Consider the following 25,780-nt stretch of genomic DNA (forward strand, 5'->3'; position numbering starts at 1 on the left):
GTGCCCCGGTGTCGTCCTCTGGGATGACACCCGACACGGCCCGGTGACGCAGACTCGGACGCATTCGAAAAACCCCGGACCCGCGAGGTCCCGACCCGCCCGTGGAGACATCACCGATGCTGCGCCGTAACCTGCTCGCCCTCACCCTCGCTTCCGCCGCCACGGCGGCCCTGCCGCTGGCGGCGCTCGCCCAGTCGGGCGCCTATCCGGACCGCCAGGTGCGGCTGATCGTCGGCTTCCCGGCCGGCACCGGGCCGGACGTGGTCGCCCGCACCGTGGGCCTGAAGCTCGGCGAATTGCTCAAACAGCCGGTGGTGGTGGACAACCGCGCCGGCGCCGGCGGGCAGATCGGCGCGCAGGCCGTGGCCAAGGCCGCGCCGGACGGCTACACGCTGCTGCTGGGCGAGGTCGGCTCGATCAGCATCGCCCCGGCGTCGTACACCAAGCTCTCCTACGACCCGGCGCGCGAGCTGGTGGCGGTGTCGGAGCTGGTGCGCTCGGACTTCATCCTGGTGGTGCCACCGAACTCGCCCTACCGCAGCGTCAAGGAACTCGTCGCCGGGGCGCAGGCCAAGGGCGAGCGCGTGAACTTCGGCACCTTCGGCGCCGGCACGCCGGGGCATTTCGGCGCCGAGGTGTTCGCCAGCGAGGCCGGCCTGAAGATCGAGCCGGTGCACTACCGCGCCACCGGCGACGCCATCACGGCGCTGGTGGCCGGCGACGTGCAGGCCGCCTTCGTGACCACCGCGCTGGCGGCGCCGCAGATCAAGGGCGGCAAGCTGCGCGCCCTGGCCACCACCGGCGCGGCGCGCTCGGCCCTGCTGCCCGAGGTGGCGACCATGGCCGAGGCCGGCTTCCCCAAGGTCGACTTCTCCGCCTGGTTCGCGCTCATGGCGCCGGCCGGCACGCCCGCCGCCGCGCTCGACGCGCTCGGTCAGGCGGCGGTCGCCAGCCTGCAGGCGCCCGAGGTGCGGCGCGTGCTGCAGGAAGCCGGCTTCACCCTGGCCGGCACGGGCCGCGCCGACAGCGAGCGCATGGTGAAGAGCGAGGCCACGCGCTGGGCCGGCGTGGTGAAGGCGACCGGCTTCAAGGCCGATTGACCGACCGCTCCCGGGCGCAGCGACGGCCGGACCGCTCCACCCGACCCGCCAGCGCGCCCGAGGTCCTGCCGCACCTCGGCCCCGTCGACCCGAGCGCTTTCGCGGGTCCTCAGGCCGTCGCGCCGGAAGTCCTCACGACGGCGCCCCATTTTTCGCTTTCCCGCCTGATCCTGAGCGCATACGCGGCGGCGTCGCCCAACAGGGGTTCGGCGCCCTCGATGCCCAGTTTCGACTGGAACGCCGGTGTCGCGGCCACCTGCAGGATCTGGGTGCCGAACTTCCCGACCTCCGCTGCCGGGACGCCCTTCGGCACCAGGATGCCGTAGGTCAGCGAGCTCTCGAAGCCGGTCAGGCCCGCGATGCGCGATTCCGCCACCGTCGGGATCTCGGGCAGCAGCGACAGGCGTTTCGCGCTGGTGACGGCCAAGGCCCGCAACTTGCCCGCCTTGACCAGTGCCAGCGCGGCCGGGATCACGCTGAAGCTGAAATCCACCTGCCCGCCGGCCAGGTCGGTGAGCGACGGCGCCGTGCCCTTGTACGGCACGTGGGTCGCCTTGACGCCCAGCATGTGGATGAACATCTCGCCGGTCAGATGTCCGCCCGTGCCGGCGCCGCTGGAGGCGTAGTTCAACGTGCCGCCGGACCGACGCAGCGCTTCCGCGAGCTGGCCGACGTCATGGATCGGCGAGGTCGCCGGCACGACCAGCAGCAGGGCCGACGACGCGAACATGGCGACCGGCTGCAGGTCCGTCGCGGCATTGAATTTCAGGTCCTTGTAGAGCACCGGATTGATCGACACCGTGCCGGTGTGGCCCAGCAGCCAGGTGCCGCCGTCGGCCGGGGCCCGCAGGACCGCCTCGGTGCCCAGGTTGCCGCCGGCACCCGGTCTGTTCTCCACCACGATGTTCTTCCCGAACGTCCGGTTGAGGCCGTCGGCCATCTGGCGCGCGAAGGCGTCGTTGCCGCCGCCGGGGGCGAACGGCACGACGATGCGGATCGTCGGGTTGCGTGTCTGCGCCCGCGCGGGCAGCGCGATGCCCGCCGCAGCGCCCAAGGCGGCGCCCAGCCAGAGGCGCCGGGACGTCGAGGCGATCGACGCGGTCCGTGCGAAGGCATGTTCCATCTCACCCCTCTCCCGCTCAGGCCGGCAGGACCCGCCGCGACGGCCCCGGCGGCGGCGGCACGAACAGCGCGAACAGCTCGCTCTTGAAATGGATGTCCAGCCGCTCGAAGGCGCGGGCGCGGTAGGTCTTGACGGTGCACACGCCCAGGCCCATGTCGGCGGCGATGCCGTCGTAGGTGATGCCCTGGAGCAGGCGCTCGAGCACGTCGAGTTCGCGGTCGGTCAGGGCCGGGCAGCGCGCGCGCAGGGCCTCGCGCGGACCCGGCGGCGGGGCCGGCGGACAGGTCCATTCGACGTGCCGCGCCACGGCGGCGATGAGCGTCGCGGCGATCTCGCCGAAACGCCCGGCCAGGTCGCCGCCCGCGCCGCACGCCGGGTCGTGGCGGTAGGCGTTGACCGCCAGCAGCGAGCCGTCGGGCTCGGCGCGGGCGACCGAGACGCGCTCGACCATGCCGTGGCGGCGGTAGATGGCGTCGCGGTGCTCGGCGTTGGGGGCCTCGTCGGCGCGCATCTGCAGCATCACGGCGCGGCCGTCGACGCCGTCGCGCCGCACCGCCTCGAAGCTCGAATCGCGCAGGTACAGCTGGCGGTCGCGGTAGATGGAGAAGCATTCGCCGGTGGTGTCGGCCACGCCGTGGCTGGCCGACAGGTGCATCACCGGCGGGCGGTCGCGCCACAGGCGGTAGACCGCCCAGGAGCCGATGCCCAGCACGGGCGACAGGCTGGCGAGCGCGCGGGTGGCGAAGTGCTCGCGTCCCATGGCGTCGACGACGCCGGCCATGGCCGCGTGCGGGCCGACGCGGTCGGCGGGCTCCAGGCCCCAGGAATTCATGTGCGTGTGTCTCCGGCGGAAGCGCGCGCAGGCACGCGCGACGCGAGCTTAAGTCGCATGCCGCGACGCCACGGCTAGCGCTTACCCTGCCACCGGGGCGGCGTGGAAGGTGCGAAGCGACCGTTGTCGAGCAGGCCCGAGGTCGCGTCGAGGACCGCAGCCGTACGCCCGTACGGCGAGGACCGCAGGCGCGAGATCGGGACGCGCAGAAGGTTGATTCGTACCTTCCTCAGGTGAGGCGGTAGACGTCGAGCAGCACGCGGCTCGCCTCGCGCGTGCCCCGGGCGATGGCCATGGTGGCGTTCAGGTGCGACCAGCGCTCGGCGCCGGTGGTGAAGCGGATCAGCGTGCGGAAGAAGTAGGCGTCGCCGGGCACCGCCTCGCCGCGCCCGAGCCGCGCCATCACCTCCGCCGGGCCGTGGCGCAGGCCGCTGCTGTGGACCTCGACCAGCGCGTCGTCGTCCAGCCGCAGCACGTAGTGGGCCTCGATCTCCAGCACGCCGTCGGCGCGGTTGAGCTGCCAGTCGACGCCGCCTTCGACCAAGCTGCCGTTGAGCTCCTGCCCCTGCACCGTGCCGCCGCCCAGCGGCACGTAGCGCCGCTCGCCGCGCGGCGCCATGCCCAATGTCACCAGCGCGCCGACCTCGCAGACGATCCGCGTCATCGGCACCAGCGCGGGCGCGGGAAGGGAGAAGGCGTCGGGATCGGCTCGGTCGTTCATGGCGGGAGAATGGGCGCGGGCGCCTGGGAGAGAAAAGTCGGGACGCCCACGATAAGGCGCCCGGGCGCCGCCCCACGTCCGCCGAGAGGATGACAGCGACCGGGGCCGCCGCGCCCTGTCCACCTCTGGGATGACACGGCGCGGGCCTCGCCGCGTCACACTCGGTTTTCAGGATCACAGCAGGAGACGACTCGCATGAAGGTATTGATCGCAGGCGCCGGCATCGCCGGACTGGTGCTGGCTTTGAAGCTGCAGCGCATGGGCATCGAGGTCGAGGTGTTCGAGACCTCGCGCGAGATCCGTCCGCTGGGCGTGGGCATCAACCTGCTGCCGCACGCGGTGGCGGTGCTGGAGTCGATCGGCCTGCGCGACGCGGTCGCCGAGAAGGCCATCGAGACCTCGTCGCTGCAGTACTTCAACAAGTTCGGCCAGCCGGTGTGGAGCGAGCCGCGCGGGCTGGCGGCGGGCTATCCGGTGCCGCAGTTCTCGGTGCACCGGGGCGAGTTCCAGGTGCTGCTCTACCAGACGGCCGTGGAGCGCTTGGGCGCCGACGCCATCCGCCTCGGCCACTCCTTCGCCGGCTTCACGCAGGACGCCGGCGGCGTCACCGTGACATTGCGGCGCGAGGACGGCAGCACGGTCGAGGCGCGCGGCGACGTGCTGGTCGGCGCCGACGGCATCCACTCGGCGGTGCGCAAGGCGCTCTACCCGGACGACGCCCCCACCCGCTTCGCCGGCCGCATGCTCTGGCGCGGCGTGACCGAGACCACGCCCTTCCTCGACGGCCGCACCATGTTCATGGCCGGCCATCAGGACCAGAAGTTCGTCTGCTACCCGATCTCCGAGCCCTTGCGCCGCGAAGGCAGGTCGCGCATCAACTGGATCGCCGAATTGCGCGTGCCGGGCGACACGCCGCCGCGCACCGACTGGAACAAGAAGGTCGACAAGTCCGTCTTCTCCGGCGCCTTCGCCGATTGGAACTGGGACTGGATCGATATCCCGGCCGTGATCGAGGGCGCCACGGCGGTCTACGAATTCCCGCTGGTCGACCGCGACACCCTGCCCAAGTGGACCTTCGGCCGCGTCACGCTGATGGGCGACGCCGCCCACGCGATGTACCCGATCGGCTCCAACGGTAGCGCGCAGGCGATCGTCGACGCGGCGTATTTCGCGGAGTGCTTCGGGCTGCTGCAGCAGAAGCGGCTGAGCTCGATCGAGCATGCGTTGCTGGAGTACGAGGCGGACCGGTTGCCGAAGACGACGGGGATCGTGCTGCGCAATCGGCTGAACGGGCCGGAGCAGGTGATGCAGGTGGCGGAGGAGCGGGCGCCGGAGGGGTTCGCCGGGAGCGTCGAGGAGGTGATTCCGCGCGCGGAGCTGGAGGAGATCGCGGCGCGGTACAAGCGGGTGGCGGGGTTCGACGTGGAGCGGTTGCGGACGGTGTGACGTACGAGCCGCGCCGAACAGGGCGATCCGCGCGCTCGCCGCGCTGCTTCGCGCGTCGGAGACGTGATCGCTTCGAACCCGATGTCCACGCGCAATCGCGTCGGCCGAGGGTAATTCCCCGCAGGTCGAAGCGATGGCAAACGTTAATCTGATTTGATAAACCGATCCGACTCCGACCGGAGATGGCTCGACGGAAACGTCGGCTGGATCGAAATACCAAAGACGGAACGACATGCCATTCCAATCGCACCGCCTGAGCAGCGCGTTCGTCGCCCTCTCCCTGCTGACCACCACCGCTTCCCTCCTGGCACAGCCCGCTCCGCTCGCGCCGAGGGAAGTGCCCGCGAAGACGATTCCGGTGCCCGATACCGTGAGTCCGGCGATGCAGCAGATCATCGCGCAGCCCCTGCGCTCGGGCTGGAACACGCCACCGACGACGGCGGAGGGATGGAAGCAGCTGGCGGAGAGCACGCGGGTGAACGCCCTGCCCAACGTCCAGGCCATGCGCGAGCGGCTGAAGGTGCGTGTCGAGCCCGGCACGATGGCCGGCGTGAAGGTCTACACGGTCACGCCGGAGCGGATCCTGCCCCAGAACCGCGATCGCGTGCTGGTGCAGATCCATGGCGGCTGCTACGTGCTGAATCCGGCGGAGGCGGCGTTGCCGGAAGCGATGCTGATCGCCGCCATCGGTGGCTACCGTGTCATCGCGGTCGACTACCGCATGCCACCCGAGGCGTACTTCCCCGCCGCGCTCGACGATTCGATGGCCGTCTACAAGGCGGTGATCGCCAAGACCAATCCCCAACGCGTGGGCCTCATCGGCACTTCGGCTGGCGGCGCACTGGTGCTTGAAATGGGCCTGCGCGCCAAGCAATTGGGCATCCCCCTGCCGGGCGCGATCGCCTCCGGCACGCCCATGTCGGACAGCACCAAGACGGGCGACACCTTCCAGACCAATGCCATGCTCGACAACGTGCTGGTATCGACCGAAGGCTTCTGCGACGCGGCCGCCGCCTTCTACGCCAATGGGCACGATCTGAAGGACCCGCTGATCTCGCCGATCTACGGCGACATGAGCGGCTTTCCGCCGACGATCCTGACTTCAGGGACGCGTGATCTGCTGTTGAGCAATACGGTGCGTGTGCATCGCAAGCTGCGCAATCTCGGTATTGATTCGTTTCTGCAGGTGTATGAAGGGCAGTCGCATGCGCAGTACGGGAGGGACGACCGGATTCCGGAAGTGCGGGAAGCATTCAGCGAGATTGGGACGTTCATGAATGCGCATTTGAAGAAGTGAGGATTGTTCTTTAAGGTCGATAAAGCAATAACCATTTATTTGATATGTGCAAGGATGTTTGGCAGAAGGCGCTGATGTTGAAAGGCTGCTTTGCAGCGATTGCGGTCCATCGACTTGCCCAACTCAACTACCTAAAGCTGTCATTCAACGTTGGAGCTGGACCGCGAGCGGCAGCTTCGCCCATAGAAAATGCAGTCGCTCGTAAACACTTAGCAGGCTGCAAGGTCGAAAATGGCGTCTGGACGCCCTTAGGACTGCACGTGTCGGCAACAAATTGCTACCATCCACTCGAGGAAAAGGGCGGATAACGCCAAAGGATTACAAGTGGCTTCGCCTGTTTTTATCAGAGATGTTGAAGATGTTCTTGCATCGCGAGGTCTAGAGGCTCCCGACGTGGTGCTGCTCCAGGCCACGCATCAGAGCTACCGCGCGCTTCTTCTTCAGCCCTCGGGTCCGATCTACGCAGATACACAGCGAATTGGCCCTCTAAATCTGGCAAGCGCGGCCGCCCAGGCGGACGCGTTCCTAACGCTGGCTGCACAACGCGGCGACCAACTCGTTGTTACCCCAGAGTACTTCCTTCCGGTTAGTTCCCTGGCCAAGGCGGCGCAGGGCGGGTCGTTCCCCGCTGAGGGCGCCCTTTGGGTGCTTGGGTGCGAGAGCATGACGCCCGCACGGCTTGCCAGCTTCAAGGAGGACTGCGCCGGACATTGCGACGTCATCTACGAAGAGGACCTCGCTCCAGCAGTTCAGGGCAACTACTTCGACCCTGTCGCCTACTTCTTCATGACCCGAGACGCCGACAAGAACTTCAAACGGGTAGTCTTGTTCCAGTTCAAAACGGCGCCCTCACGCGATGACCACGGCTTTGAGAACAAGCAATTGCGCTGTGGCCGAGCCATCTACCGGTTCCAGGGTAAGGATGGCTACATCAAGCTTTCAACAATCATCTGCTCTGATGCGCTGGACCTTGGGGAGGACGCTGATGCTATCAGGCAGTTGTCGGACAGAACCGTCCTCATCCACATCCAGCTGAACCCCAAGCCCAAGCAAACCGACTACCGCCGATACCGGAATGAGGTCTTCCGACGCAGTCCGGTCACAACTGATTGCGACATCATCTGCCTGAACTGGGCTCATAACGTCGTCCAATACGACTCGCCTGACCGTGCGCCGCATGAGTGGAAGAACGAGAGCGGCTCAGCTTGGTACTTGCCAGAACGACGCTGCTCTGTGAAGGATGACGAGGTTGCCAACAACGAGGCCAAGGGCCTGTACTACACACGGCATGAGAAAAAGCGGCATGTCCTGCACTTCCACTATGACGAGGCCACTTTTGCGCTGACAGTGCCCAAGGTCCTACAAGATGGCGCAGCGGTCCACGACGTGCTCATCGGTCCGCAACTTGATACGCGGTTCACCTGGAACGCCGAAGCAGGAACATGGTTGGAGAGCACAATCTGCCCGGAGACTGGGTGGAGCGCAGTCATCAATGCGAGCCCGGAAGTCACCGCAGCGTTCCAAAACCTGACAGACATCAAGGACCGGCTGTACATCGAACGAGCCATCTCCCTTTCATGCGGTCCTTACACCATGAAGGAGCAGTGGCACCGCGTGGACAACCTGGACGTTTGCCGCATCTCAGATACCGAAGTCGTAGGTCGCACCACTCTTGAGCTCGACAGGGATGTCGCAGCCACCGAGGAACGTCGAAGGCGCATCAGCCGCGTTACGGTCTTGGGACACATCCTTCAGACTGCGAAATTGCCACCGCAAATCAAGGACCTTGCTGGCGTCGGAGCCTCTATCAGCTGGTCCCCCAAATCGCCCAACACCAACGTGACCAAGGCCGCTGCTCGTCCAGCCCTGGTCGCCTACCTCGGCACGAACCCGCCGCTGGATGTAGTCAAGCAGATTAGCGAAAACGCGTTCGAACTTCTGCGACGAGAGAATAAGGGCAATGAGACCCGCGTCGCGATCTGCTATCGCACGTTCGCTGGGGACACGAAGTTCTTCGACATCAAGCAGCAGATTCAATTTACTTACGATGGAAGCAGCATGGCGTCCATCACAGGAGAGCAGTGACATGCCTGAGATGCAAGCTGCCCGCGAATCGCTGAATCGTCTCCTCGCAGGGCTTCATGATGTTGACGATTCCGTCGTGCGCGGCGAGAAGAAGCTCGGCGAGAAAACCTACGCCGTTGCTTACGTGGACTTCGCTGATGACGTGGTAGAGCGCTCGCTGCACCTACGCGACTTCCAGGAACGCATCCTCGCTGACGACTTCTTCAACACGCCTAGTGACCTGCGCTGGAACACGTACCTTTACTTCGTCGCTGGCCCCAACTCCAAGGCAAATCCTCTCTTCGCTGCGGCCAAGTCTGCGATCGAGGCCGACAAGGACTACGCGCGCAAGCGCGTCATCTCTCAGGATGACCTTGAGTCCCTGCTGGGAGAGCCGAAGCTTTTCAAAGCTGCGGAGCATGGAAGCACCTATGACGTGCTGACGGATTGGCGGCAGCGACTTTCGGCAGGCGGACTCGATCTGTTGCTCGACGCTCCTACCCCACGCACCGCCGCGGTGGAAAAGATTGCGCAGCGCGCAGCAGGCGGGGCGTCGACTGCAAAGCAGCGGGCCAAGGACCTGAATTCTGCAGACGTGCCGCTGGCCACGTCAAAGCTGCGGAGCTTGAACATTGCGTCGTTCCGGCAAATACACAACGGCAAGAGCTTTGACTTTGGTGACGTCACGCTGCTCGTGGGCGCAAACGGGAGCGGGAAGACGTCTTTGCTCGAGGCCATCGAATATTTCTACTGCGGGGACAACCGGAGAAGTGCAGCCGTCGGGCCGGTTCGACTCAAAGGCAAGCTATTGCTTGGCACGGGTGATAGCACTGTCGAGCTTTTATCCACTGAAGAAGGGCCGCGTATCAAGGCGCGAAATCTCGCCTGGTACAACCGCAAGGAGCACAGCGTTGCCGACGTCGTTGACAGGTTCTCTCTTTACAACTTTCTCGACACCGATGCCTCGTATCGCTTGTCCGGCAACTTGAAGCCAGAAGACATCACTGCTGAGATGAGCCAGTTGTTAGTCGGCTCGTCTGCTGCTACGACGTTCGACTACTTTCAGAAAATTCGCGTCGACATAGACAAGGCCTGGGACAAAGCGCAGCGCCGCGCCGATGACCTGCAGACGGAGTTGACAGTTTTGGAACGGCGGCTGAAAGAGTTGCAGGACAAGCCGTCCACGGCGAAAACAATGACCGACGCCTATCGAGTTGCGCTGGCCGGCCTTGGTTGGAAGCGGTCAATTGAAGCCAGCGTACCGACGCCCAGGGAAGGTCAGGAACTTCTTGCCGCGCTGGCTCACGTGCAAGCCCTGGTCTCCCAGGGAAGCGCGGCGCGAACCATCAAGGATATCGAGCAGCGCTCGGTGCAACTGGAAGCTGCGGTCAGCAACGCAAAGCAGGCGGAGGCGCAGCGGGAAGGGCACGTTAGGGAAGGGAAGCGACTAGTCTCGAAGATTGAAGAACTAGAGGCTAGCATCAGAAACCTGGACCGCTGGGTTGCCTATGAGTCCGCTGGTTTTCATGACGTGCGCCGGAGATACAAGTCGGCCCACGAGTTCTCGAAGCAACTGGCCATGCGTCTTGGAGGCTTTGTCACCGGTGATCTGCCGCAGGTACCGCAGCAGTACGCGCTTCTTCAACTGCAAAACGCAATGCAGGTTGCGGCCGAAGCGGCCACTGCCGCCAAAGTGAGGTTTACGCGCGCTCAGCAGGCCCTGGACCTTCACGGAAGAGCCGCGTCGGCACGCGCTACTGTGGCAGCGAGGCTGAAAAATGCGGCGACAGACGCACTCAGGTCGTCGGAGAATCCGGACATGTGCCCAGTCTGCCGCACGGTGCACGCCAACGGCGCATTGCTGCATCTTATCGAGGAACTCACTTCTGGGCCGGAGACCACCCAGGAGGTGAAGGCTCTTGCAGAGTCGCTGCGCATTGCGGAAGACGAGGTGAACGAAGCACGGCGGGTGGCGAGTGCGGTTGAGCTCTGTCAGACGTATGCGGCGCAGTTGCAGTTGAAGGGGACCACGCCCAATGAAGCTATTGAAGAATTTTTTGCGCTGCGCGAGCGGTTGAACCAAGCGCGGCAAGAACTCCAGCACGTCATCAAAGAAGGGCAGAACCTGCGTAGTGAAGGTTTCGCAAGCGACGAGGCTGACTTGGTGTGGGGTCGAATTTCTGGGCTGTTTGAAGTTGAGTCGGACGATTTGACTGCCGAGATTGCATCTGCGGAACGCGATCGTCAGTCGGAGTCGGTGGAAGCGAACCGAATTGCGCTTGTTGAGTGCCACCGCAACATCGATGCTCTCACCAGTTCCATAATGAGTTTGGCTCAGGCGGTCGACCTCGAAGGCTGGGTCACACGTGTAGCAGTCATCAGCACATTCGCATCGCTCGTGGCTCTCCAAGATGAGTTCCTTTCCGTGATGGGCAATGTCTTTGGACTTCGTTCCTACCTTGATGTCGGTGACAATGTTCCGCTCATTGAAGTCCAAGCACACATTACTGCTGTGGCCTCCGCTTTCAAGCAAGCCGATGAAGCGTTACGCAGCGATTCGCAAGGCTCGGCCGAGCAGCGGGACTTGCCAGAAAAGATTCAGGATTTGAAGTTCAGTCTCAGAAAGTATCGCAACGAGGAAAAGGCGCTGCTTGAGGCGGGCAAGGTCTTGGACGACCTCATTGAGAACGCTTCGTTAGAAAGCGCTACGCGGGAAGCGCTTGACGCCATCGGCGACCAGATCAATGAAGTGTTCTCACGCATCCATTCGCCGCGAGAATACGAGTACGTCGGCAGCCCCGACGTTCTTCTGCGGACCGCAGATGGACATGATGCCCGCACGCTGCAACAGGTCAGCACCGGGCAGCGATCGGCATTCGCTTTGTCATTATTCCTCGCCAGGAATCGCACGGCCGCGTCAGCGCCACCAGTTTTGCTAATCGACGACCCAATTGCGCACGTCGACGACCTTAATTCTTTGTCGTTCCTGGACTACCTACGCGACCTTGCCGTGAACTCGGGTCGTCAAATCTTTTTTGCGACGGCGGACACTCGAGTAGCATCTTTATTCTCAAAAAAGTTCAGCTTTCTGGGAGAGTCTTTTAAGACAATCAGTCTGGTACGCAACCCACAGGTTGATAAGGAAGCTCCGGCAGGCTGAAGCCCAGTGTTCCGGTGCATTGACTCGACGCGAACCAATGCGCTTCCAGTCAGACATCAAAAATATTCTGGTGGTGCTATCTGAGGTACCGTGGCCGTGCGCTAAAGACGTCCGGCACCGGCGATCTGCATCCGCGATGCAAAGACCGAAAAATCGGGTCTTGTCGCTGCCACAATCCCTTCTCGTGATCATCAGAGCCCATTTGCACATCAATGATGCGCCATCTAAGCAGTCGCTGGTGAACTTCTGCAATCAGTCCGAAGCAGTTGTCAAAAGTCCATCATGAAAAGTCGGCCCGAAGCTGATAGCAGCACGAAAGGCGCAAATGTTTCCCCTGTTTTTCAGTAGCCATATTCCATAGAAGCGCCCAACCTCGGTCACCCTTCACTCCCCCAGCGACCCCCCCACCTTCCTCAAAAACCCCTCGCAAGCCACCAACTGATCCACCGCCACGAACTCATCCGGCTTGTGCGCATGCTCGATGTGCCCCGGCCCGCAGATCACCGTAGGAATGCCCGCCTGCTGGAACAGCCCGCCCTCGGTGCCATAGGCAACCTTCCGCGTCTCCCGGTCGTCCGTCAGCGCGCGCACTAATTGGATGATGGCTTCCTGCTCGGCCGTCTCCATGCCCGGCGCGGCGGCGGTGTTGGTGATGTCGATGTCCGCGTCGGCAAACTCCTTGCGCATCCTCGGCAGCAGGTCGTCGCGCACGTACTGCTCCACCTGGTCGCGGATGGCGTCGACCGACATGCCCGGCAGGTTGCGGAACTCGTACTGGAACTCGCACAGCTCGGGGATGGTGTTGACCGCGATGCCGCCCTGGATCTGGTTGGTGGTCAATGTGGTGAAGGGCACGTCGAAGAACTCGTCGTACGGGCCGGTGGCGCGGTAGTGGTCGGCGATGTCGCGGATGCGGCAGATCAGCCGGGCCGCGTACTCGATGGCGTTGCAGCCCTGCGGCGTGAGGGACGAATGCGCCGCCTTGCCGTGCACGCGGCAGCGGAACAGGTTGATGCCCTTGTGCGCCACCACCACTCGCATGCCGGTGGGTTCGCCGACCACGCAGCCGTCGGCGCGCAGGCCGCGCCGCTTGAGTTCGGCCAGCATCACCGGGGCACCGACGCAGCCGACTTCCTCGTCGTACGAGAACGCCAAGTGGATCGGCTTCTTGCGCGGCATGGCCAGGAACTCGGGCACCAGCGCGAGCGACGTGGCGATGAAACCCTTCATGTCGGCCGAGCCGCGCGCATACAGCCTGCCGTCGCGCTCGTCGATGCGGAACGGGTCGCTCGACCAGTCCTGGCCGTCGACCGGCACGACGTCGGTGTGGCCCGACAGGATGATGCCGCCCTCGGTCTGGCCGTCGGTGCCGGGCAGCGTCGCGAACAGGTTGGCCTTGCGGCCGTCGGGCGAGGCGATCACGTCCGACTTCACGCCGTGGCCGGCCAGGCCTTCGCGCACGGACTCGATCAGGTCGAGGTTGGAATTGCGGCTGGTGGTGTCGAAGGCGACCAGGTGCTCGAGCCATTGGCGGGTGTTCATGGGCGGGCCGTCCAAAGCGGTCCAGTGTAGGCCGCGTCCGATGTCGCAGAGGCGCGCCCCGGCATTCCGGGCGCGCGGGCATGATGGCCCCGCTCTTGCATGCGCACCCCGTGCCCGTGCGACCTTTCCCATCCGAGCGAGATCAATGCAAACAACCAACGCCGCCCCCAAGAAGAACATCCTCGCGGCCGTCATCGGCAACGCGCTGGAGTGGTACGACTTCCTGGCCTTCGCCTTCATGACGCCCATCGTGGCCAAGCTGTTCTTCCCCAGCAACCCGGCCGACCCCGACAACAACATCAACCAGATCCTGCTGACCACCGCCGTCTTCGGCGTCGGCTTCTTCATGCGGCCGGTGGGCGGCATCGTGCTGGGCCTCTACGGCGACCGGAAGGGCCGCAAGGCGGCGATGGTGATGGTCACCGGACTGATGGCGGTGGCGATCGCGCTGATCACGCTGGCCCCCACCTACGCGGCCGTGGGCATCGCCGCGCCGCTGTTCATCGTGCTGGCGCGGCTGCTGCAGGGCTTCGCCGCCGGCGGCGAGTTCGGCACCTCGACCGCGCTGCTCATCGAGATGGCGCCGCCGGGCAAGCGCGGCTTCTACGGCTCCTGGCAGATGACCGGCCAGATGATCGCCCTGCTGCTGGGCGCCGCCGCCGGCACGCTGATCACCGAGATCTTCACGCAGGCGCAGATCATGGCCTGGGCCTGGCGCCTGCCCTTCGCGTTCGGCCTGCTGATCGTGCCGGTGGCGATCTACATCCGCCGCCACGTCGACGAGCCGGAGGCCTTCAAGCAGATGAAGGCGGCGCAGGCCGCCGGCACGGTGCGCCAGGCCACGCTCGGCGAGATGCTGCGCAACCACATGCGCGAGACGCTGGTGGGCATGGGCCTGGTGGTCACGCTCACGGTGTCGATCTACATCACCTTCACCTACCTCACGACGTTCTCCACCGTCACGCTCAAGCTGCCGCTGCGCGACACCTTCCTGGTGCAGATGGCCAGCGCCGCCTTCATGATCGTGCTGATGCCGCTGTGGGGCGCGTGGTCCGACCGCGTGGGCCGCCGGCCGCTGATGATCGGCTCGCTGATCGGCTACCTGCTGGTGCTGTACCCGGCCTACGCGTGGCTGACGTCCGAGCCCTCGATCATCCGGCTGCTGGTGGCGCAGCTGTCGATCTGCGTCTTCGTGTCGGTCTACTTCGGCGTCTTCAGCACCGTCATCGCCGAGTTGTTCCCGGCCAACGTGCGCTCGCTGGGCATGTCCCTGGCCTACAACATCGCCGTGATGATCTTCGGCGGCTTCGCGCAGTTCATCGTCACCTGGCTGATCCGCGCCACCGGCTCGCCGATGGCGCCGGCCTACTACGTGATGTTCGGCGTGGCGGTGGGCCTGGTGGCGGCCTGCTTCATCCGCGACCGGACGCACGAAAGCTCGATCCAGTGAGACGGACTGCACACCGTCGCCCTTTCCATCCCGGGCGACGGATCGCTCCATAGCACACCCCTATGTCAACTTTTGCATTACTAGGTTAGATTCGTCGCCAAACCATACAACTCCGTCGAAGAAGGGCTCATCTTGGAAAAGAAGCTGGTCACCGTCGTCGTGCCGACGCACCTGCCGGAGCCGACGGCCCTGGGCAAGATCTCCCTCGCGCAGACCCTCGAAGTGCTCAAGAAGCACGTCATCACCTTCGTGGTGCCGGTCGGACTGGACACCCGCTGGTACGAGTCCTTCTGCCGTGGCAAGGCCGAGATCCGCTTCGAGCGCTTCGAATGGCAGGGCCACCGCGAATTCAGCCGGATGATGCTCAGCCCCGCGTTCTACGAACGCTTCCTGGCCTACGAGTACATGCTGATCTGCCACCTCGACGCCTTCGTCTTCCGGGACGACCTGGAAGCCTGGTGCGAGCGCGGTTACGACTACATCGGCTCGGTGATCTACGACAAGGGCTGGGAGAGCGGCCTGCCGGTGTCGCCGCGCAAGAAGCTGGTCAACGGCATGCTGCGCAAGGTCGCCGGCATCCAGCGCACCGAGTACTTCGCCAACGGCGGCTTCGCCTTGAAACGCATCGCCGCCTTCCATCGCCTGACGCGGCGCTTCCACCGCTACGTGCAGTTCTACCGGACGCTGGCGCGCGTGCGCGGGCGCGGCTTCCTGGAGGACATCTTCGTCATCCGGCACCTGCCCCGACTCTCGCGCAGCTTCAAGCTGGCGCCGCGCGCGGAGGCCGCGCGCTTCGGCGCCGAGTACGTCGACTACGACGAAGCCAAGCTGCCCTTCGCCGCCCGCGCGCAGGAGAGCATGCCCTTCGGCATCCACGGCTGGATCCAGTTCCAGCCGGACTACTGGAAGCCGGTGATCCGGCGCTTCGGCCATCTGATCTGAGGGTGCGGCGCGGCGATGACCGGGGCCCGGAGGCGTGACGGTCCGACCGCGACCCGGCACGCCTCCGTAGGTCGTCGCTACGATGGGCGTCCGACTCCATCCGATCTCACGCCACGCCCATGACCCTTCCTTCGCCGACCGACGCGCCCACCGGCGACGCGGCCCTGTTCCCCGGCTTCTCCCGTCACCTCGTCGACGTCGGCGACGACGTCCGCATCGCGGCGGTGGTCGGCGGCAACGGCCCGCCCCTGCTGCTGCTGCACGGCCATCCGCAGACGCACGCGATCTGGCACAAGGTGGCGCCCGCCCTGGCCCGGCGCTTCACGCTGGTGGCGGCCGACCTGCGCGGCTACGGCGACTCCGCCAAGCCGGCCGGCGCCGACGATCACGCCAACTATTCGAAGCGCACCATGGCCGCCGATCAGGTCGCGCTGATGCGCCACCTGGGCTTCGCGCGCTTCGACGTGCTGGCGCACGACCGCGGCGCGCGCGTGGCGCACCGGCTGGCGCTCGATCATGCGCAGGCCGTGCGGCGCCTGGTGCTGCTGGACATCGCGCCGACGCTGGCGATGTACGAGCAGACCACCGAGGCCTTCGCGCGCGCCTACTGGCACTGGTTCTTCCTGATCCAGCCGGCACCCTTGCCCGAACGCCTGATCGAGGCCGATCCCGCCGCCTACCTGCGCGACGTGATGGGCCGGCGCAGCGCCGGCCTCGCGCCCTTCGACCCGCGCGCGCTGGCCGAGTACGTGCGCTGCCTGGCCCTGCCGGGCGCCGCGCACGGCGTCTGCGAGGACTACCGCGCCGCCGCCGGCATCGACCTCGACCACGACCGGGCCGACCGCGACGCCGGCCGTGGACTGCAGGTGCCGCTGCTGGCGCTGTGGGGCGAGCAGGGCGTGGTGCATCGTTGCTTCCGCCCGCTCGACGAATGGCGCCGGGTGGCCGAATCGGTGGAAGGCGAGGCGCTGCCCTGCGGCCACTACGTCGCCGAGGAGGCACCCGACGCCCTGCTCGCGCGCGTCCTGCCCTTCCTGGACCGGCCGCTGGACTGAACCGGGCGGCGCCGTCCGGCGCCGATCAGGCGGCCCCGTCCGTCACCGTGCGGGCCGGGCCGCCGCGCACAATGAAATGGCATCCCGTCCATTCCACACCGTGCGCTCGCGCAGAAGGAGAACCGCCATGTCCCACCACGTCTACAAGCTGCTCGAACTCACCGGTTCGTCGCCCACCAGCATCGAGGAGGCCGTCCAGACCGCCCTCACCAAGGCCAGCGAGTCGGTGCGCAACATCCACTGGTTCGAGGTGGTCGAGACGCGCGGCCACGTCGAGGACGGCAAGGTGGCGCATTGGCAGGTGACGATCAAGGCCGGCTTCACGCTGGAGGACTGAGCCGGCGCCGTCCCCGGCCCGGCGGTCAGCCCGGCTCGCGCGGCTTCCAGAATCCCCGCATCGCCGCCAGCCGCGAATCGCGCTCGGTCGTCAGGTACATCGAGGTCGTGCCGATCGAGGCGTGGCCGAGGTTGTTCTGCACCACCTGGATCGGCACCGGCGTCTGGCCCTCGCGGCCCTGCAGCGCGTGCGAGCCGTGCGAGTGGCGCAGCCAGTGCGTGCTGGCGCGGCGCAGTTGCTGCGCGTCGACGCCGTCGAGCCCGTCGGCGGCCCGGGTCACGAACACCTTGATCGCTTGGTAGAGCCCCGAGGCCGACCACGTCTGCGGCGCTTCCAGCGCCGGATCGAAGCGCGCCAGCACCTGGACGGCCTGGTTGCTCACGGCGTCGACCTGCCGGTCGAAACCGTGGCGCGCCAGCTCGTCGCCCAGCTCGTCGACCAGTTCCGCCGGCACCGGCACCTGCCGGCTGCGCCCGCCCTTGCCGATCACCGACAGCAGCCAGTCGCGCGCCAGGTCGCCGTCGGCGGTGCGGTACTCGACCTGCTCCAGGTCGCCGCAGGTCACGCGGGTGATCTCCGCCAGCCGCAGCCCGGTCGCGTAGAGCCAACGCATGGCGCGGCGCAGGCGGCGGCCAACCTCGGTGTCGACGTGCTGCTGCAGCAGGCCGTCGAGGTGGTCCCACTGCGCGAAGCTCAGCGTGCGGTTGGAGCCCAGCGGCCGCTGCGGGTTGGGCGGCAGCGCGACGGCGGCGAAGGGGTTGCCCATGACGTAGCTCTGGCTCATCAGGAAGGCGTAGAGGCTGCGCAGGATGGTGATGGCCTGACGCAGCGCGGTGGACGTGAGCGGCCCTTCGAGCGGACGCCACATCGCCGACCAGCGCTGGCGGTGGCGCGGCCCGCACCAACTCGACGGCGGCGCGGCGAGGAAGGCGCGGTAGGCCGTCGCGTCCTCCACCGACAGCGAGGACATCGCCTTGCCGCGCTCCAGGATGGCCCACAGCAGCAGCCGCTCGGCCTCCTTGCGGTAGGAGCGCTGGGTCGACGACAGGCCGTCGCCGTCGATGTCGCCGGCGCGCTTGGAGGCCAGCCAGGCGCCGATGGCCTCGTGGTCGTTGCCGGCCATCAGCAGGCACTTGTCGTGCGGCGCGCGGTACTTGCCCTGGCTGCCGTCGAGCGCGGCGGGCAGCACGAACTTCTCGTAGGGCACGATCGACGTCGCCGCCGGCACCACCGCCGCCAGCGCCGCCGGGCTCAGCCGGCTGCGGCGCTGGCCGACGTGCGCGCCCACGCGCAGGCCCAGCACCTCCTCGTTGGCATGCAGCCAGTCGAGGATGCGCGCGGCCTTGAGTTCGCCCACGCCCGGCACCTGCACCCACCAGCGCGCGCCGATGCCGTTGATGCGCTCGACCAGCGCGAACAGCGTGGGCACGCCGGCGCGCTCCAGCCGTCCGGCCAGCGACGGATTGAGCCAGGCGCCGACGCCGTCGCCCGGGCGCGGGTCCTGCGCGACCAGCGCCTGCAGCCAGCGCAGGGCTTCCAGCTGGCGCTCGATGACGCGCGCGCGCCGCGACGGCGCCGAGCCGCCCCGCCCGCTCGCGCCCGGGTCCGACGCAGCATGGGCCGCCTCGTAGGCCGCGATCTGCTCGGCCTCCGGGAAGTCCTCCAGGCCGTGCGCGGCGGCGAACTCCTCCAGGCTCGGCAGGGCGGCCGTCGCCCCGAAGCGGTCCGCGTCCAGCAGGATCAGGCGCGCCGTGCCGGGCTTCTGCTCCCGCCGGGCGGCGGCGGCGAACTCGTCGCGGATCCAGGCGATGGTGCGGCGCACGTTGCGCAGGTCGGTGTGCTCGCCCTCCAGCCGCAGGTAGCGGTTCCAGCTCGCGCGCTCGTCGAGCCCCTGCGCGAGCGCGCGCATGAAGGCGAAGTGGGCGTTGTGGAGCTTGCGCGGGGGGCGTTTCTTCATGGGCTGGGCGGTCGATGCGGTCGGGCTGGCGTCGGCTCGAAAGGAACCATGGTTCATTCTCGCGCCATGCCGCCGGGAACGTCGACCGACGGCTTCTGCCCCGGGGCCGACGTTCAGCGCCGGGCCAGCGTCCTCAGCAGCATCGCGTTGTCGGCACAGGTGCGCCGGAACCCGTCGCTGATGCGCTCGTCGTCGGCGGCCCGCTCCCAGAAGCGCAGCGCGGCCTGCGCGGCCTCGCGCCAGGCCGGTGCCTCGGCCGGTAGCGGCAACCGGGGCGCGTAGGCGCGCTCGGGGAGTTCGACACCGCGCACCGGTGCGTAGGCCATGGGCAGCATGTCGTAGACCGGCGCCAGGCACAGCGGGGCATCGCCGGCCGGCGATGCCGTCAGGAACGACAGGTTGCCGTCGTGCATGTCGGTGTTGCCGATGAGCTGGCCGAACAGCCCGATGCGCAGGATGCGATCGGCGTCCGCCGGCGCCACCCAGCTCTGCCGGACCAGCGGCTGCACGGCCTGCGCCCACGGCCGTCCGGCGGCACTGACGAACGCGTGGTTCAGGGACTGCCACGACACCACGCCCGACCGGCCCAGCGCCCCGTGCCGGTCGAAGCGCTCGACCTCCAGGAAGGTCCTCCGGGCATGCCGATGGATCTGCGTGCGGGCGCATGCGATCCCCAGGTGGTCGTCGAGCGCACGGCCCGCGAGGTGCTCGCAGACCAGCAGGTCGGCCCAGCGTCGCGTGCCGGGCGCGTCGTCGGAACCGGAGAACTTCACCAGCACGTGCTGCGGCGTGCCGTCGTCGCGTTGCCGCAGGGCGGTGAACTTCGGGAACTCGCCGCCCGCCGACGAACCCGCCACCCCCAGCGCCAGGGCTTCCGACGCCAGCCGCGGATAGGCCTCGGCCAGCCGCGCGGCCGGCAGACCGGCCGGCGCCCGGCCGGTGGCGGTGTCCCGGACGTGCCGCAGCCACCGTTGGCAGGCCGGCGTTCCCACCAGCAGGTCGCCGGGGGTGTCGTCCCCCAGGATCGACAGCACGTGGAGCACGTCGTCGTCCGACCAGTGCGCCGGGTCGTCGGCGACCTGGAGCGTCGCCGCGTGATGCCGGGCGAAATTGCGGCCCAGGAATCCTTGCGGCCGCATGTCCTGCATGGGATAGGGCAGTCCTTCGAACCAGCCGGCGCGCATCGAGGGATCGAGCGGCCAGCCCGGATCGCCGTCGAACGCCAGCGCCACGCCGTCGGGGTGGATCGGGTCGATCTCGGCGATCCGATGCGGCATGCCGGTCCGGTCGATCCGGAACAGCGGCAGCGGCGCCATCGATCCGCGCAACGCGCGCCGGGCGGCATAGCCGGTGCCCCGCGCGCGTCCGCGCACGACGATGCGGTCCCCCGCCGCCCGCACGGCACGACTCAGGGTGGGTCGGCTGACGCCCAGGCGCTCGGCCAGCCGGCCGGCGGACAGGGGTCCCTCGAGGCGCAACAGGGCGACCGGATCGATGGTCATGATGAAACGATTCCGATGGGCTTCCGAAGGCCTTCTTCATTGGAGAGAACGAGTCTCCGGCCCTGGTGGATGAAACGATCCCTGAAACGATTCTATCGACCATGGCGCCGTCTGCGCGAGCGGAAACCTGCCGCTCGGTGGGAGGCGCGTGCCGGTCTCCGGTGGCCGTGCCTCAGCCGCCGGACGGACCGCGCTCGACGCTCACGCTGGAGTCGCAGCCCCGTCCGGCCGCGACGAAGCGCCTCGCCAGCCGCGACAGCAGCGGCGCCGCGCCACGCAGCGCACGCGGCAGCCAGGCGGCCGGCTCGCTGATCAGCCCGCAGCGATAGCGCGCATCGGTCTCCGACCACACCAATGCCGCGCAAGCACCCCGGCGGCGCCGGCTCGCAAGCACGCCCGCCGGGCACGGCTCGCTGGCGCAGCAGACGCCGCAGCCGTTGCACGGCCGGCCCTCCGCCGGCTTCGGCGGCGCGTCGGGATGGATGAGGATGACCTGGGAGGGCATGCGGCGATCATGGCGCGTCCGTCGGATGTCCTGAACCGGAACAACGCGGCCCGGGCGACCCAGTTCCGCGCTTAGGCGCTGCGGCTTCCGTACCGAATCCCATAATGTTTACAGGTCGCATCGACGCGAGACCCGACAAGCCACTCCGTCACCCGCCCGCGCCGCCCGGCAATGCGCGCTCCCCTCCCACCCGACATCGCCATCCTCGCCCCATGATCGTCCGCCCCCGCCCCCACTGGCTGCGCATGCTGTTCGTCTGGCGCGGCTCGGTCCTGCGCGACATCGCGCCGCAGCTGCTGGGCATGACCGCCTTCGCCGTCGTCGTGACGGTGCTGCACGGGCGGGTGCTCGAATGGAAGATCCCGCTGAACTTCGTGCCGTTCTCGCTCATCGGCCTGACGCTGGCGATCTTCCTGGGCTTTCGCAACAGCACCAGCTACGCGCGCTATTGGGAGGCGCGCGTGCTGTGGGGCGGCGTGCTCAACGACACGCGCACGCTGGTGCGGCAGGCGCTCACGCTGACCGGTTCCCCGGCCGATGCCGCCGTGCTGGCCGCGCGCCTGACCGCCTTCGTCCACGCCCTGCGCCACCAACTGCGCCAGACCGACCCGACGGCCGACTTCGCGCGCCTGCTGCCGTCCGAGGACTGCGAGCGGTTGCGCACGGCGCGCTATAAGCCCGCGATGCTGCTGCTGATGGCGGGCGAATGGCTGGGCGGGCAATGCCGGTCGGGCCGGCTCGCACCGCCGCTGGTGCAGGCCATGGAGCTGCCGCTGGGCCGGTTGACCGACGCCCTGGGCGGCTGCGAGCGCATCGCCAGCACGCCGATCCCGTTCACCTACGCGGTCATCATCCACCGCACCATCTACCTCTACTGCGTGCTGCTGCCCTTCGGGCTGGTCGACGCCATCGGCGCGACGACGCCGGTGATCGTGGCCTTCATCGCCTACACCTTCTTCGCGCTGGAGGCGCTGGGCGCGGAGATCGAGGAGCCCTTCGGCCTGCAGCCCAACGACCTCGCGCTCGACGCCATGTCGGCCATGATCGAAGGCACGCTGCGCGAGATGGCGGGCCGGCCGCCGTTGCCGCCCGCGCCCGGCGCGGCGACCGATCCGTTCATTCAGACCTGAGCCAGCATCTCCCGGACCTTGTAGGCCAGCGCATCGATGGTGAATGGCTTGGCCAGCATGTCCATGCCCGGCGCCAGGAACTCGCCCTTGACCGCCGCCTTGCTGGCGTAGCCGGTGATGAACAGCACCTTCAGGTCCGGCCGGCGCTCGCGCATCAGCTCGGCCAGGTCGCGCCCGTTGATGCCGGGCAGGCCGACGTCGGTGATCAGCAGATCGATGCGCGCCAGATCCTCCTCCAGCGCCAGTGCGCCGACCGCGTCGATCGCCTCGTGCGTCGCGTAGCCCAGCTCGCCCAGGATCTCGGAGAGCACGCGCCGCACGCCGGGCTCGTCCTCCACGAACAGCACCGTCTCGCCACGGCCCTGCGGGGAACGCGCCACCGACTGCTCGCGCGTGACCGGGGGCAGCAGCGGCGTCATGTTGCACGGCAGGTACACGTTGACCGTCGTGCCCTTGCCGGGGATCGAATGGATGCTGGCGTGCCCGCCGGTCTGGCGTGCGAAGCCGTAGGTCATCGACAGACCCAGCCCCGTGCCCTGGCCGATCGGCTTGGTGGTGAAGAACGGGTCGAAGGCCCGCGCCACCACGTCCGGCGCCATGCCGCTGCCGTTGTCCGAGACGCTCACCATCACGTACTGGCCCGGCGTCACCTCGGGATGCATGGCGGCGTAGCCGGCGTCGAGTTCGCGGCTGCAGGTGCTCACGCGCAGCACGCCGCCCTGGGGCATGGCGTCGCGCGCGTTGATGGTGAGGTTGAGCAGCGCGTTCTCCAGCTGGTTGCGGTCGGAACTCACGCTCGGCAGCCCCGGCTGCAGGCCGAGCTCGAACTGGATGCTCTCGCCGACGCTGCGTCGCAGCATGTCCTCCATGTCCGCGATCAACCGATTGACCTCGACCGCCTGCAGGTCGAGCGACTGCTTGCGCGAGAAGGTCAGCAGCCGCTGGATCAGCGCGGCGGCGCTCTGCGCGGCGGTCGAGGCCATCGTCAGGTAGCGCGTCAGGTCGCCCGTGCGCCCGCTGGCGATGCGCCGGTTCATCAGCTCCAGGCTGGAGGTGATGGTGGCCAGCAGGTTGTTGAAGTCGTGCGCGATGCCGCCGGTGAGCTGGCCCATGGCCTCCATCTTCTGCGACTGTCGCAGCTGGTCCTGCGCGCTGCGCAGCGCCTCGGAACGCTCCTCGACGCGCTGCTCGAGCGTCTCGTTGAGTTCGTACAGGGCCTCCTCGGCGCGATGGCGGTCGGTCTCGTCGCGGGCGATCTTCAGGAAGCCGCGCGGCTCGCCGGAAGGACCCGGCGGCAGCACGTTGAGCGAGCCGTTCATGAACACGCGCCGCCCGTCCTTGCAGACGTGCCAGCGCTTGTCGGGCGCGCTGCCCCGCGCCATCGCCGTGGCGAACTCCTTCGCGTCGATGCCGGCCTGCCGGTCCTCGGGGGTGAAGATCATCGAGGCGTGCCGCCCGATCGCCTCCGCGGCCTCCCAGCCGAAGATGCGCTGCGCGCCGCCGGACCACTCCGTGATCGCCCCGGCCGGGTCGGTCGCGAGGATGGCGTGGTCCAAAGCGTTCTCGACCACCAGCCTCAGCCGCGCGTCGCGCTCGCTCACGTCCACCGGGTACTGGAGCACGGCCTCGACGTCCCCCCGCTCGTCCAGCACGGGAATGTGCTGGACGCACCAGTGGCGCGTGTCGAACCCGCCGCCCTCCCGCGCCGGACGGGCGACGTCGAAGCGCAGCAGGGGCAGCGTGTCCGGCCGACCGGTGCGCACGACGCGTTCGATCGACGCGACCGCCAGCGCCAGCGTCTCGGCGTCCGCGCTGCAGATCTCCCACACGTCGCGGCCGGCGAGCTCGGCCAGCGCGTGCCGGGTCGATGCGAGGTAGGCCCGGTTCGCGTCCACGATGCGCAGCGACCGGTCGAGCACGAGACAAGGTTGAGGTGACGCGTCGAAAAGCGCCTGATGGTTCACTGGCATGCGGCGGATGAAAGCCCTTGGGGGAAATGACCCGGACGTCGAACGAACGGCCTGACCGTCACCTCTTTGATACGAAGTATGTCTTACTGTGAATCCTTTGCGAATATCAATAGTTAATTCGATCGAAGGAGCTTGACGCTGCCTGCCGACGTCGTCTTCATCCGGCGGATCACGCGGTCCCTGCGACGGCGGCGGCCATGATCGGACGCATGGACCCTTCCGCCTGGCTGCCCGAAACGCTCAATCTCGTCGATCTCCTGCTCGTGGTGGTCGTCCTCCTGGGCATGGGATCGGGGTGGCGCCAGGGTTTCGTCTCCGGTGCGCTGTCGTTGACGACCCTGGCGGCCAGCCTGCTGTTCGCGCTGGTGTTCCACGTCCCCGTGGCGTCGTGGCTGGTCCGGCAGTCCTGGGTGGCCGATCCCTGGGCGGCTCCGGTGGCCTTCGGTTCGACGTTGGTCCCGGCATCGCTCGTGCTGGGCGGCATCGCCCGGGCGCTGATGCGGCGTCTTCCCTATCGCGTCCATGCCTTCGGCCTGAACCGCTGGCTGGGCCTCGTGCCCGGGGCCGTCACCGGATGCATCCACGCGGCGGTGGTGGCCGTGGTGCTGACGACGCTGCCCCTGTCCGAGCGCGTCGCCGACGAAGTGCGCGGGAGCACGCTCGCCGAGCGGCTGGGCGAGCCGGCCGAACGCCTGGAGGCGCGGCTGCGTCCCATCTTCGAGCCGGCCGTCAAACGCACGATGCGCTCCCTGACGATCGCGCCGGAATCGCACGAGTCGGTGCGGTTGCCGTTCTCCGTGGCCCGGGCCACGCCCCGGCCCGATCTCGAGGCCGCGATGCTGGTGCTGGTCAACGAGGAACGGGTGAAGGCCGGTCTGCCGGCGCTACAGGCCGACCCGCAGGCGCTGGACACCGCGCGGGCGCATTCGCGGGACATGTTCGCCCGCGGCTATTTCTCCCACATCGGCCCCGACGGCACGACCCCCTTCGATCGCATGCGCGCGAACGGCTTGCGCTTCCGGACCGCGGGCGAGAACCTGGCGCTGGCCCCCAGCCTGCCGATGGCCCACAAGGGCCTGATGAACTCGCCCGGCCATCGGGCCAACATCCTGCAGCCCGCCTTCGGCCGCCTCGCGGTCGGCATCCTGGACGGCGGACGTCACGGATTGATGGTGACGCAGACCTTCCGCAACTGAGCGCCGTCGTCAGCGTGACGATGGACCGGCGTCATCCTCGCACCCTGCCCATCGTGGCCTGTTCACCGACAGCGTTTCAGGGATCGGCACGCAAGGGTCCTGTTTTCACCTGAAAGGTTTCCGATGACGACCGTCCAATACGTGGTTTCGATTTCCGGCGAATTGCTCTACTTCGACGCCGAACGCCAACCGGCTCCCGAATTTCCGCACGACGCGGGCGACGCCGATCGCAAGCCCGCCTTGAAATTGATTCCGGTGGAGGAAAAGCCCGCGGCCAAGCCCGAATGGGACGAGGCCCTGTCCCGCTTCACGTCGGAGCAGCGATCGTCGGCCGAGATCAGCGAAGTCATCGGCGACTGAATCAAGAAAGACAGCACTTCAACGCGGCATCGACAACGGCTGGCGGGGTTCCAGGGGCTGCCATGCGCTGGCTTCCCGCACCAGCCGGCGC

The 25,780-nt window shown here is 67.4% G+C and carries 20 protein-coding genes; 12 read left to right on the plus strand and 8 right to left on the minus strand.

Annotated elements, in window-relative coordinates:
* The first annotated feature begins 116 nt into the window (after positions 1 to 116).
* Entirely contained in the window at positions 117 to 1,100 is a 984-nt protein-coding gene (locus tag ABID77_RS15725; protein WP_429597787.1) for a Bug family tripartite tricarboxylate transporter substrate binding protein, read from the plus strand.
* A gap of 109 nt (positions 1,101 to 1,209) precedes the next feature.
* Here the strand turns inward: ABID77_RS15725 and ABID77_RS15730 are convergent, their stop codons facing one another.
* The 3 genes from ABID77_RS15730 to ABID77_RS15740 all read right to left on the minus strand — a co-directional run bounded on the left by ABID77_RS15730 (position 1,210) and on the right by ABID77_RS15740 (position 3,776).
* Positions 1,210 to 2,223 (minus strand): Bug family tripartite tricarboxylate transporter substrate binding protein, encoded by a 1,014-nt coding sequence (locus tag ABID77_RS15730; protein ID WP_429597789.1) that lies wholly within the window; start codon positions 2,221 to 2,223, stop codon positions 1,210 to 1,212.
* 16 nt (positions 2,224 to 2,239) lie between these two features.
* Positions 2,240 to 3,055, minus strand: a complete 816-nt coding sequence (locus ABID77_RS15735; RefSeq protein ID WP_429597791.1) for a helix-turn-helix transcriptional regulator — start codon at positions 3,053 to 3,055, stop codon at positions 2,240 to 2,242.
* A gap of 229 nt (positions 3,056 to 3,284) precedes the next feature.
* Positions 3,285 to 3,776, minus strand: coding sequence for a DUF3237 domain-containing protein (locus ABID77_RS15740; RefSeq protein WP_429597793.1), 492 nt, complete (start codon positions 3,774 to 3,776; stop codon positions 3,285 to 3,287).
* Between the two features lie 195 nt (positions 3,777 to 3,971).
* On the opposite strand from ABID77_RS15740, the gene ABID77_RS15745 reads away from it, so the two are divergent.
* The 4 genes from ABID77_RS15745 (at position 3,972) to ABID77_RS15760 (ending at position 11,743) form a co-directional block, all read left to right on the plus strand.
* Positions 3,972 to 5,222 (plus strand): flavin-dependent oxidoreductase, encoded by a 1,251-nt coding sequence (locus ABID77_RS15745; protein ID WP_429597795.1) that lies wholly within the window; start codon positions 3,972 to 3,974, stop codon positions 5,220 to 5,222.
* Positions 5,223 to 5,454: 232 nt separating this feature from the next.
* Entirely contained in the window at positions 5,455 to 6,519 is a 1,065-nt protein-coding gene (locus ABID77_RS15750) for an alpha/beta hydrolase (RefSeq protein ID WP_429597797.1), read from the plus strand.
* 393 nt (positions 6,520 to 6,912) lie between these two features.
* On the plus strand, positions 6,913 to 8,604 hold the full coding sequence (locus tag ABID77_RS15755; RefSeq protein ID WP_429597799.1) for a hypothetical protein: 1,692 nt from the start codon (positions 6,913 to 6,915) through the stop codon (positions 8,602 to 8,604).
* A 1-nt stretch (position 8,605) separates the two neighbouring features.
* Positions 8,606 to 11,743, plus strand: coding sequence for an AAA family ATPase (locus ABID77_RS15760; protein WP_429597801.1), 3,138 nt, complete (start codon positions 8,606 to 8,608; stop codon positions 11,741 to 11,743).
* Positions 11,744 to 12,127: 384 nt separating this feature from the next.
* Here the strand turns inward: ABID77_RS15760 and argE are convergent, their stop codons facing one another.
* Positions 12,128 to 13,285, minus strand: a complete 1,158-nt coding sequence (argE, locus tag ABID77_RS15765; protein ID WP_429597803.1) for an acetylornithine deacetylase — start codon at positions 13,283 to 13,285, stop codon at positions 12,128 to 12,130.
* Between the two features lie 145 nt (positions 13,286 to 13,430).
* Here argE and ABID77_RS15770 point away from each other — a divergent pair, with 145 nt between their 5' ends.
* From ABID77_RS15770 to ABID77_RS15785, 4 genes are all read left to right on the plus strand, one after another.
* A complete protein-coding gene (locus ABID77_RS15770) occupies positions 13,431 to 14,735 on the plus strand; it encodes an MFS transporter (RefSeq protein ID WP_429597805.1) in 1,305 nt (434 codons plus the stop codon).
* A gap of 132 nt (positions 14,736 to 14,867) precedes the next feature.
* Positions 14,868 to 15,677 carry a DUF5672 family protein gene (locus ABID77_RS15775; protein ID WP_429597807.1) on the plus strand — a complete coding sequence of 270 codons (810 nt, stop codon included), beginning with the start codon at positions 14,868 to 14,870 and terminating at the stop codon, positions 15,675 to 15,677.
* Between the two features lie 119 nt (positions 15,678 to 15,796).
* Positions 15,797 to 16,732, plus strand: a complete 936-nt coding sequence (locus ABID77_RS15780; RefSeq protein ID WP_429597809.1) for an alpha/beta fold hydrolase — start codon at positions 15,797 to 15,799, stop codon at positions 16,730 to 16,732.
* Between the two features lie 127 nt (positions 16,733 to 16,859).
* Complete coding sequence (locus tag ABID77_RS15785; protein ID WP_429597811.1) at positions 16,860 to 17,069, plus strand: dodecin; 210 nt, start codon at positions 16,860 to 16,862, stop codon at positions 17,067 to 17,069.
* Between the two features lie 25 nt (positions 17,070 to 17,094).
* Here ABID77_RS15785 and ABID77_RS15790 read toward each other — a convergent pair whose 3' ends face one another.
* The 3 genes from ABID77_RS15790 to ABID77_RS15800 form a co-directional block, all read right to left on the minus strand.
* Positions 17,095 to 19,026, minus strand: coding sequence for a phage integrase family protein (locus tag ABID77_RS15790; protein WP_429597813.1), 1,932 nt, complete (start codon positions 19,024 to 19,026; stop codon positions 17,095 to 17,097).
* A 113-nt stretch (positions 19,027 to 19,139) separates the two neighbouring features.
* Positions 19,140 to 20,528 carry a type II toxin-antitoxin system HipA family toxin YjjJ gene (yjjJ, locus tag ABID77_RS15795; RefSeq protein ID WP_429597815.1) on the minus strand — a complete coding sequence of 463 codons (1,389 nt, stop codon included), beginning with the start codon at positions 20,526 to 20,528 and terminating at the stop codon, positions 19,140 to 19,142.
* A 172-nt stretch (positions 20,529 to 20,700) separates the two neighbouring features.
* Positions 20,701 to 21,033 (minus strand): hypothetical protein, encoded by a 333-nt coding sequence (locus ABID77_RS15800; protein ID WP_429597817.1) that lies wholly within the window; start codon positions 21,031 to 21,033, stop codon positions 20,701 to 20,703.
* Between the two features lie 212 nt (positions 21,034 to 21,245).
* Here ABID77_RS15800 and ABID77_RS15805 point away from each other — a divergent pair, with 212 nt between their 5' ends.
* Positions 21,246 to 22,163 carry a bestrophin family protein gene (locus tag ABID77_RS15805; protein WP_429597819.1) on the plus strand — a complete coding sequence of 306 codons (918 nt, stop codon included), beginning with the start codon at positions 21,246 to 21,248 and terminating at the stop codon, positions 22,161 to 22,163.
* On the opposite strand, the gene ABID77_RS15810 is transcribed toward ABID77_RS15805, so the two are convergent.
* Positions 22,154 to 24,133, minus strand: a complete 1,980-nt coding sequence (locus ABID77_RS15810; RefSeq protein WP_429597821.1) for a PAS domain S-box protein — start codon at positions 24,131 to 24,133, stop codon at positions 22,154 to 22,156. The two genes, ABID77_RS15805 and ABID77_RS15810, sit on opposite strands and share 10 nt — an antisense overlap.
* Positions 24,134 to 24,342: 209 nt before the next feature.
* On the opposite strand from ABID77_RS15810, the gene ABID77_RS15815 reads away from it, so the two are divergent.
* The gene (locus ABID77_RS15815; RefSeq protein ID WP_429597823.1) at positions 24,343 to 25,329 is read left to right on the plus strand and encodes a CvpA family protein; all 987 of its coding nucleotides are present in this window, start codon (positions 24,343 to 24,345) and stop codon (positions 25,327 to 25,329) included.
* Positions 25,330 to 25,452: 123 nt separating this feature from the next.
* Entirely contained in the window at positions 25,453 to 25,689 is a 237-nt protein-coding gene (locus tag ABID77_RS15820; RefSeq protein ID WP_429597825.1) for a hypothetical protein, read from the plus strand.
* The last annotated feature ends 91 nt before the right edge of the window (positions 25,690 to 25,780 follow it).

Source organism: Variovorax sp. PvP013, assembly GCF_050435945.1.
In the GTDB taxonomy this organism is placed as follows: domain Bacteria; phylum Pseudomonadota; class Gammaproteobacteria; order Burkholderiales; family Burkholderiaceae_C; genus Variovorax.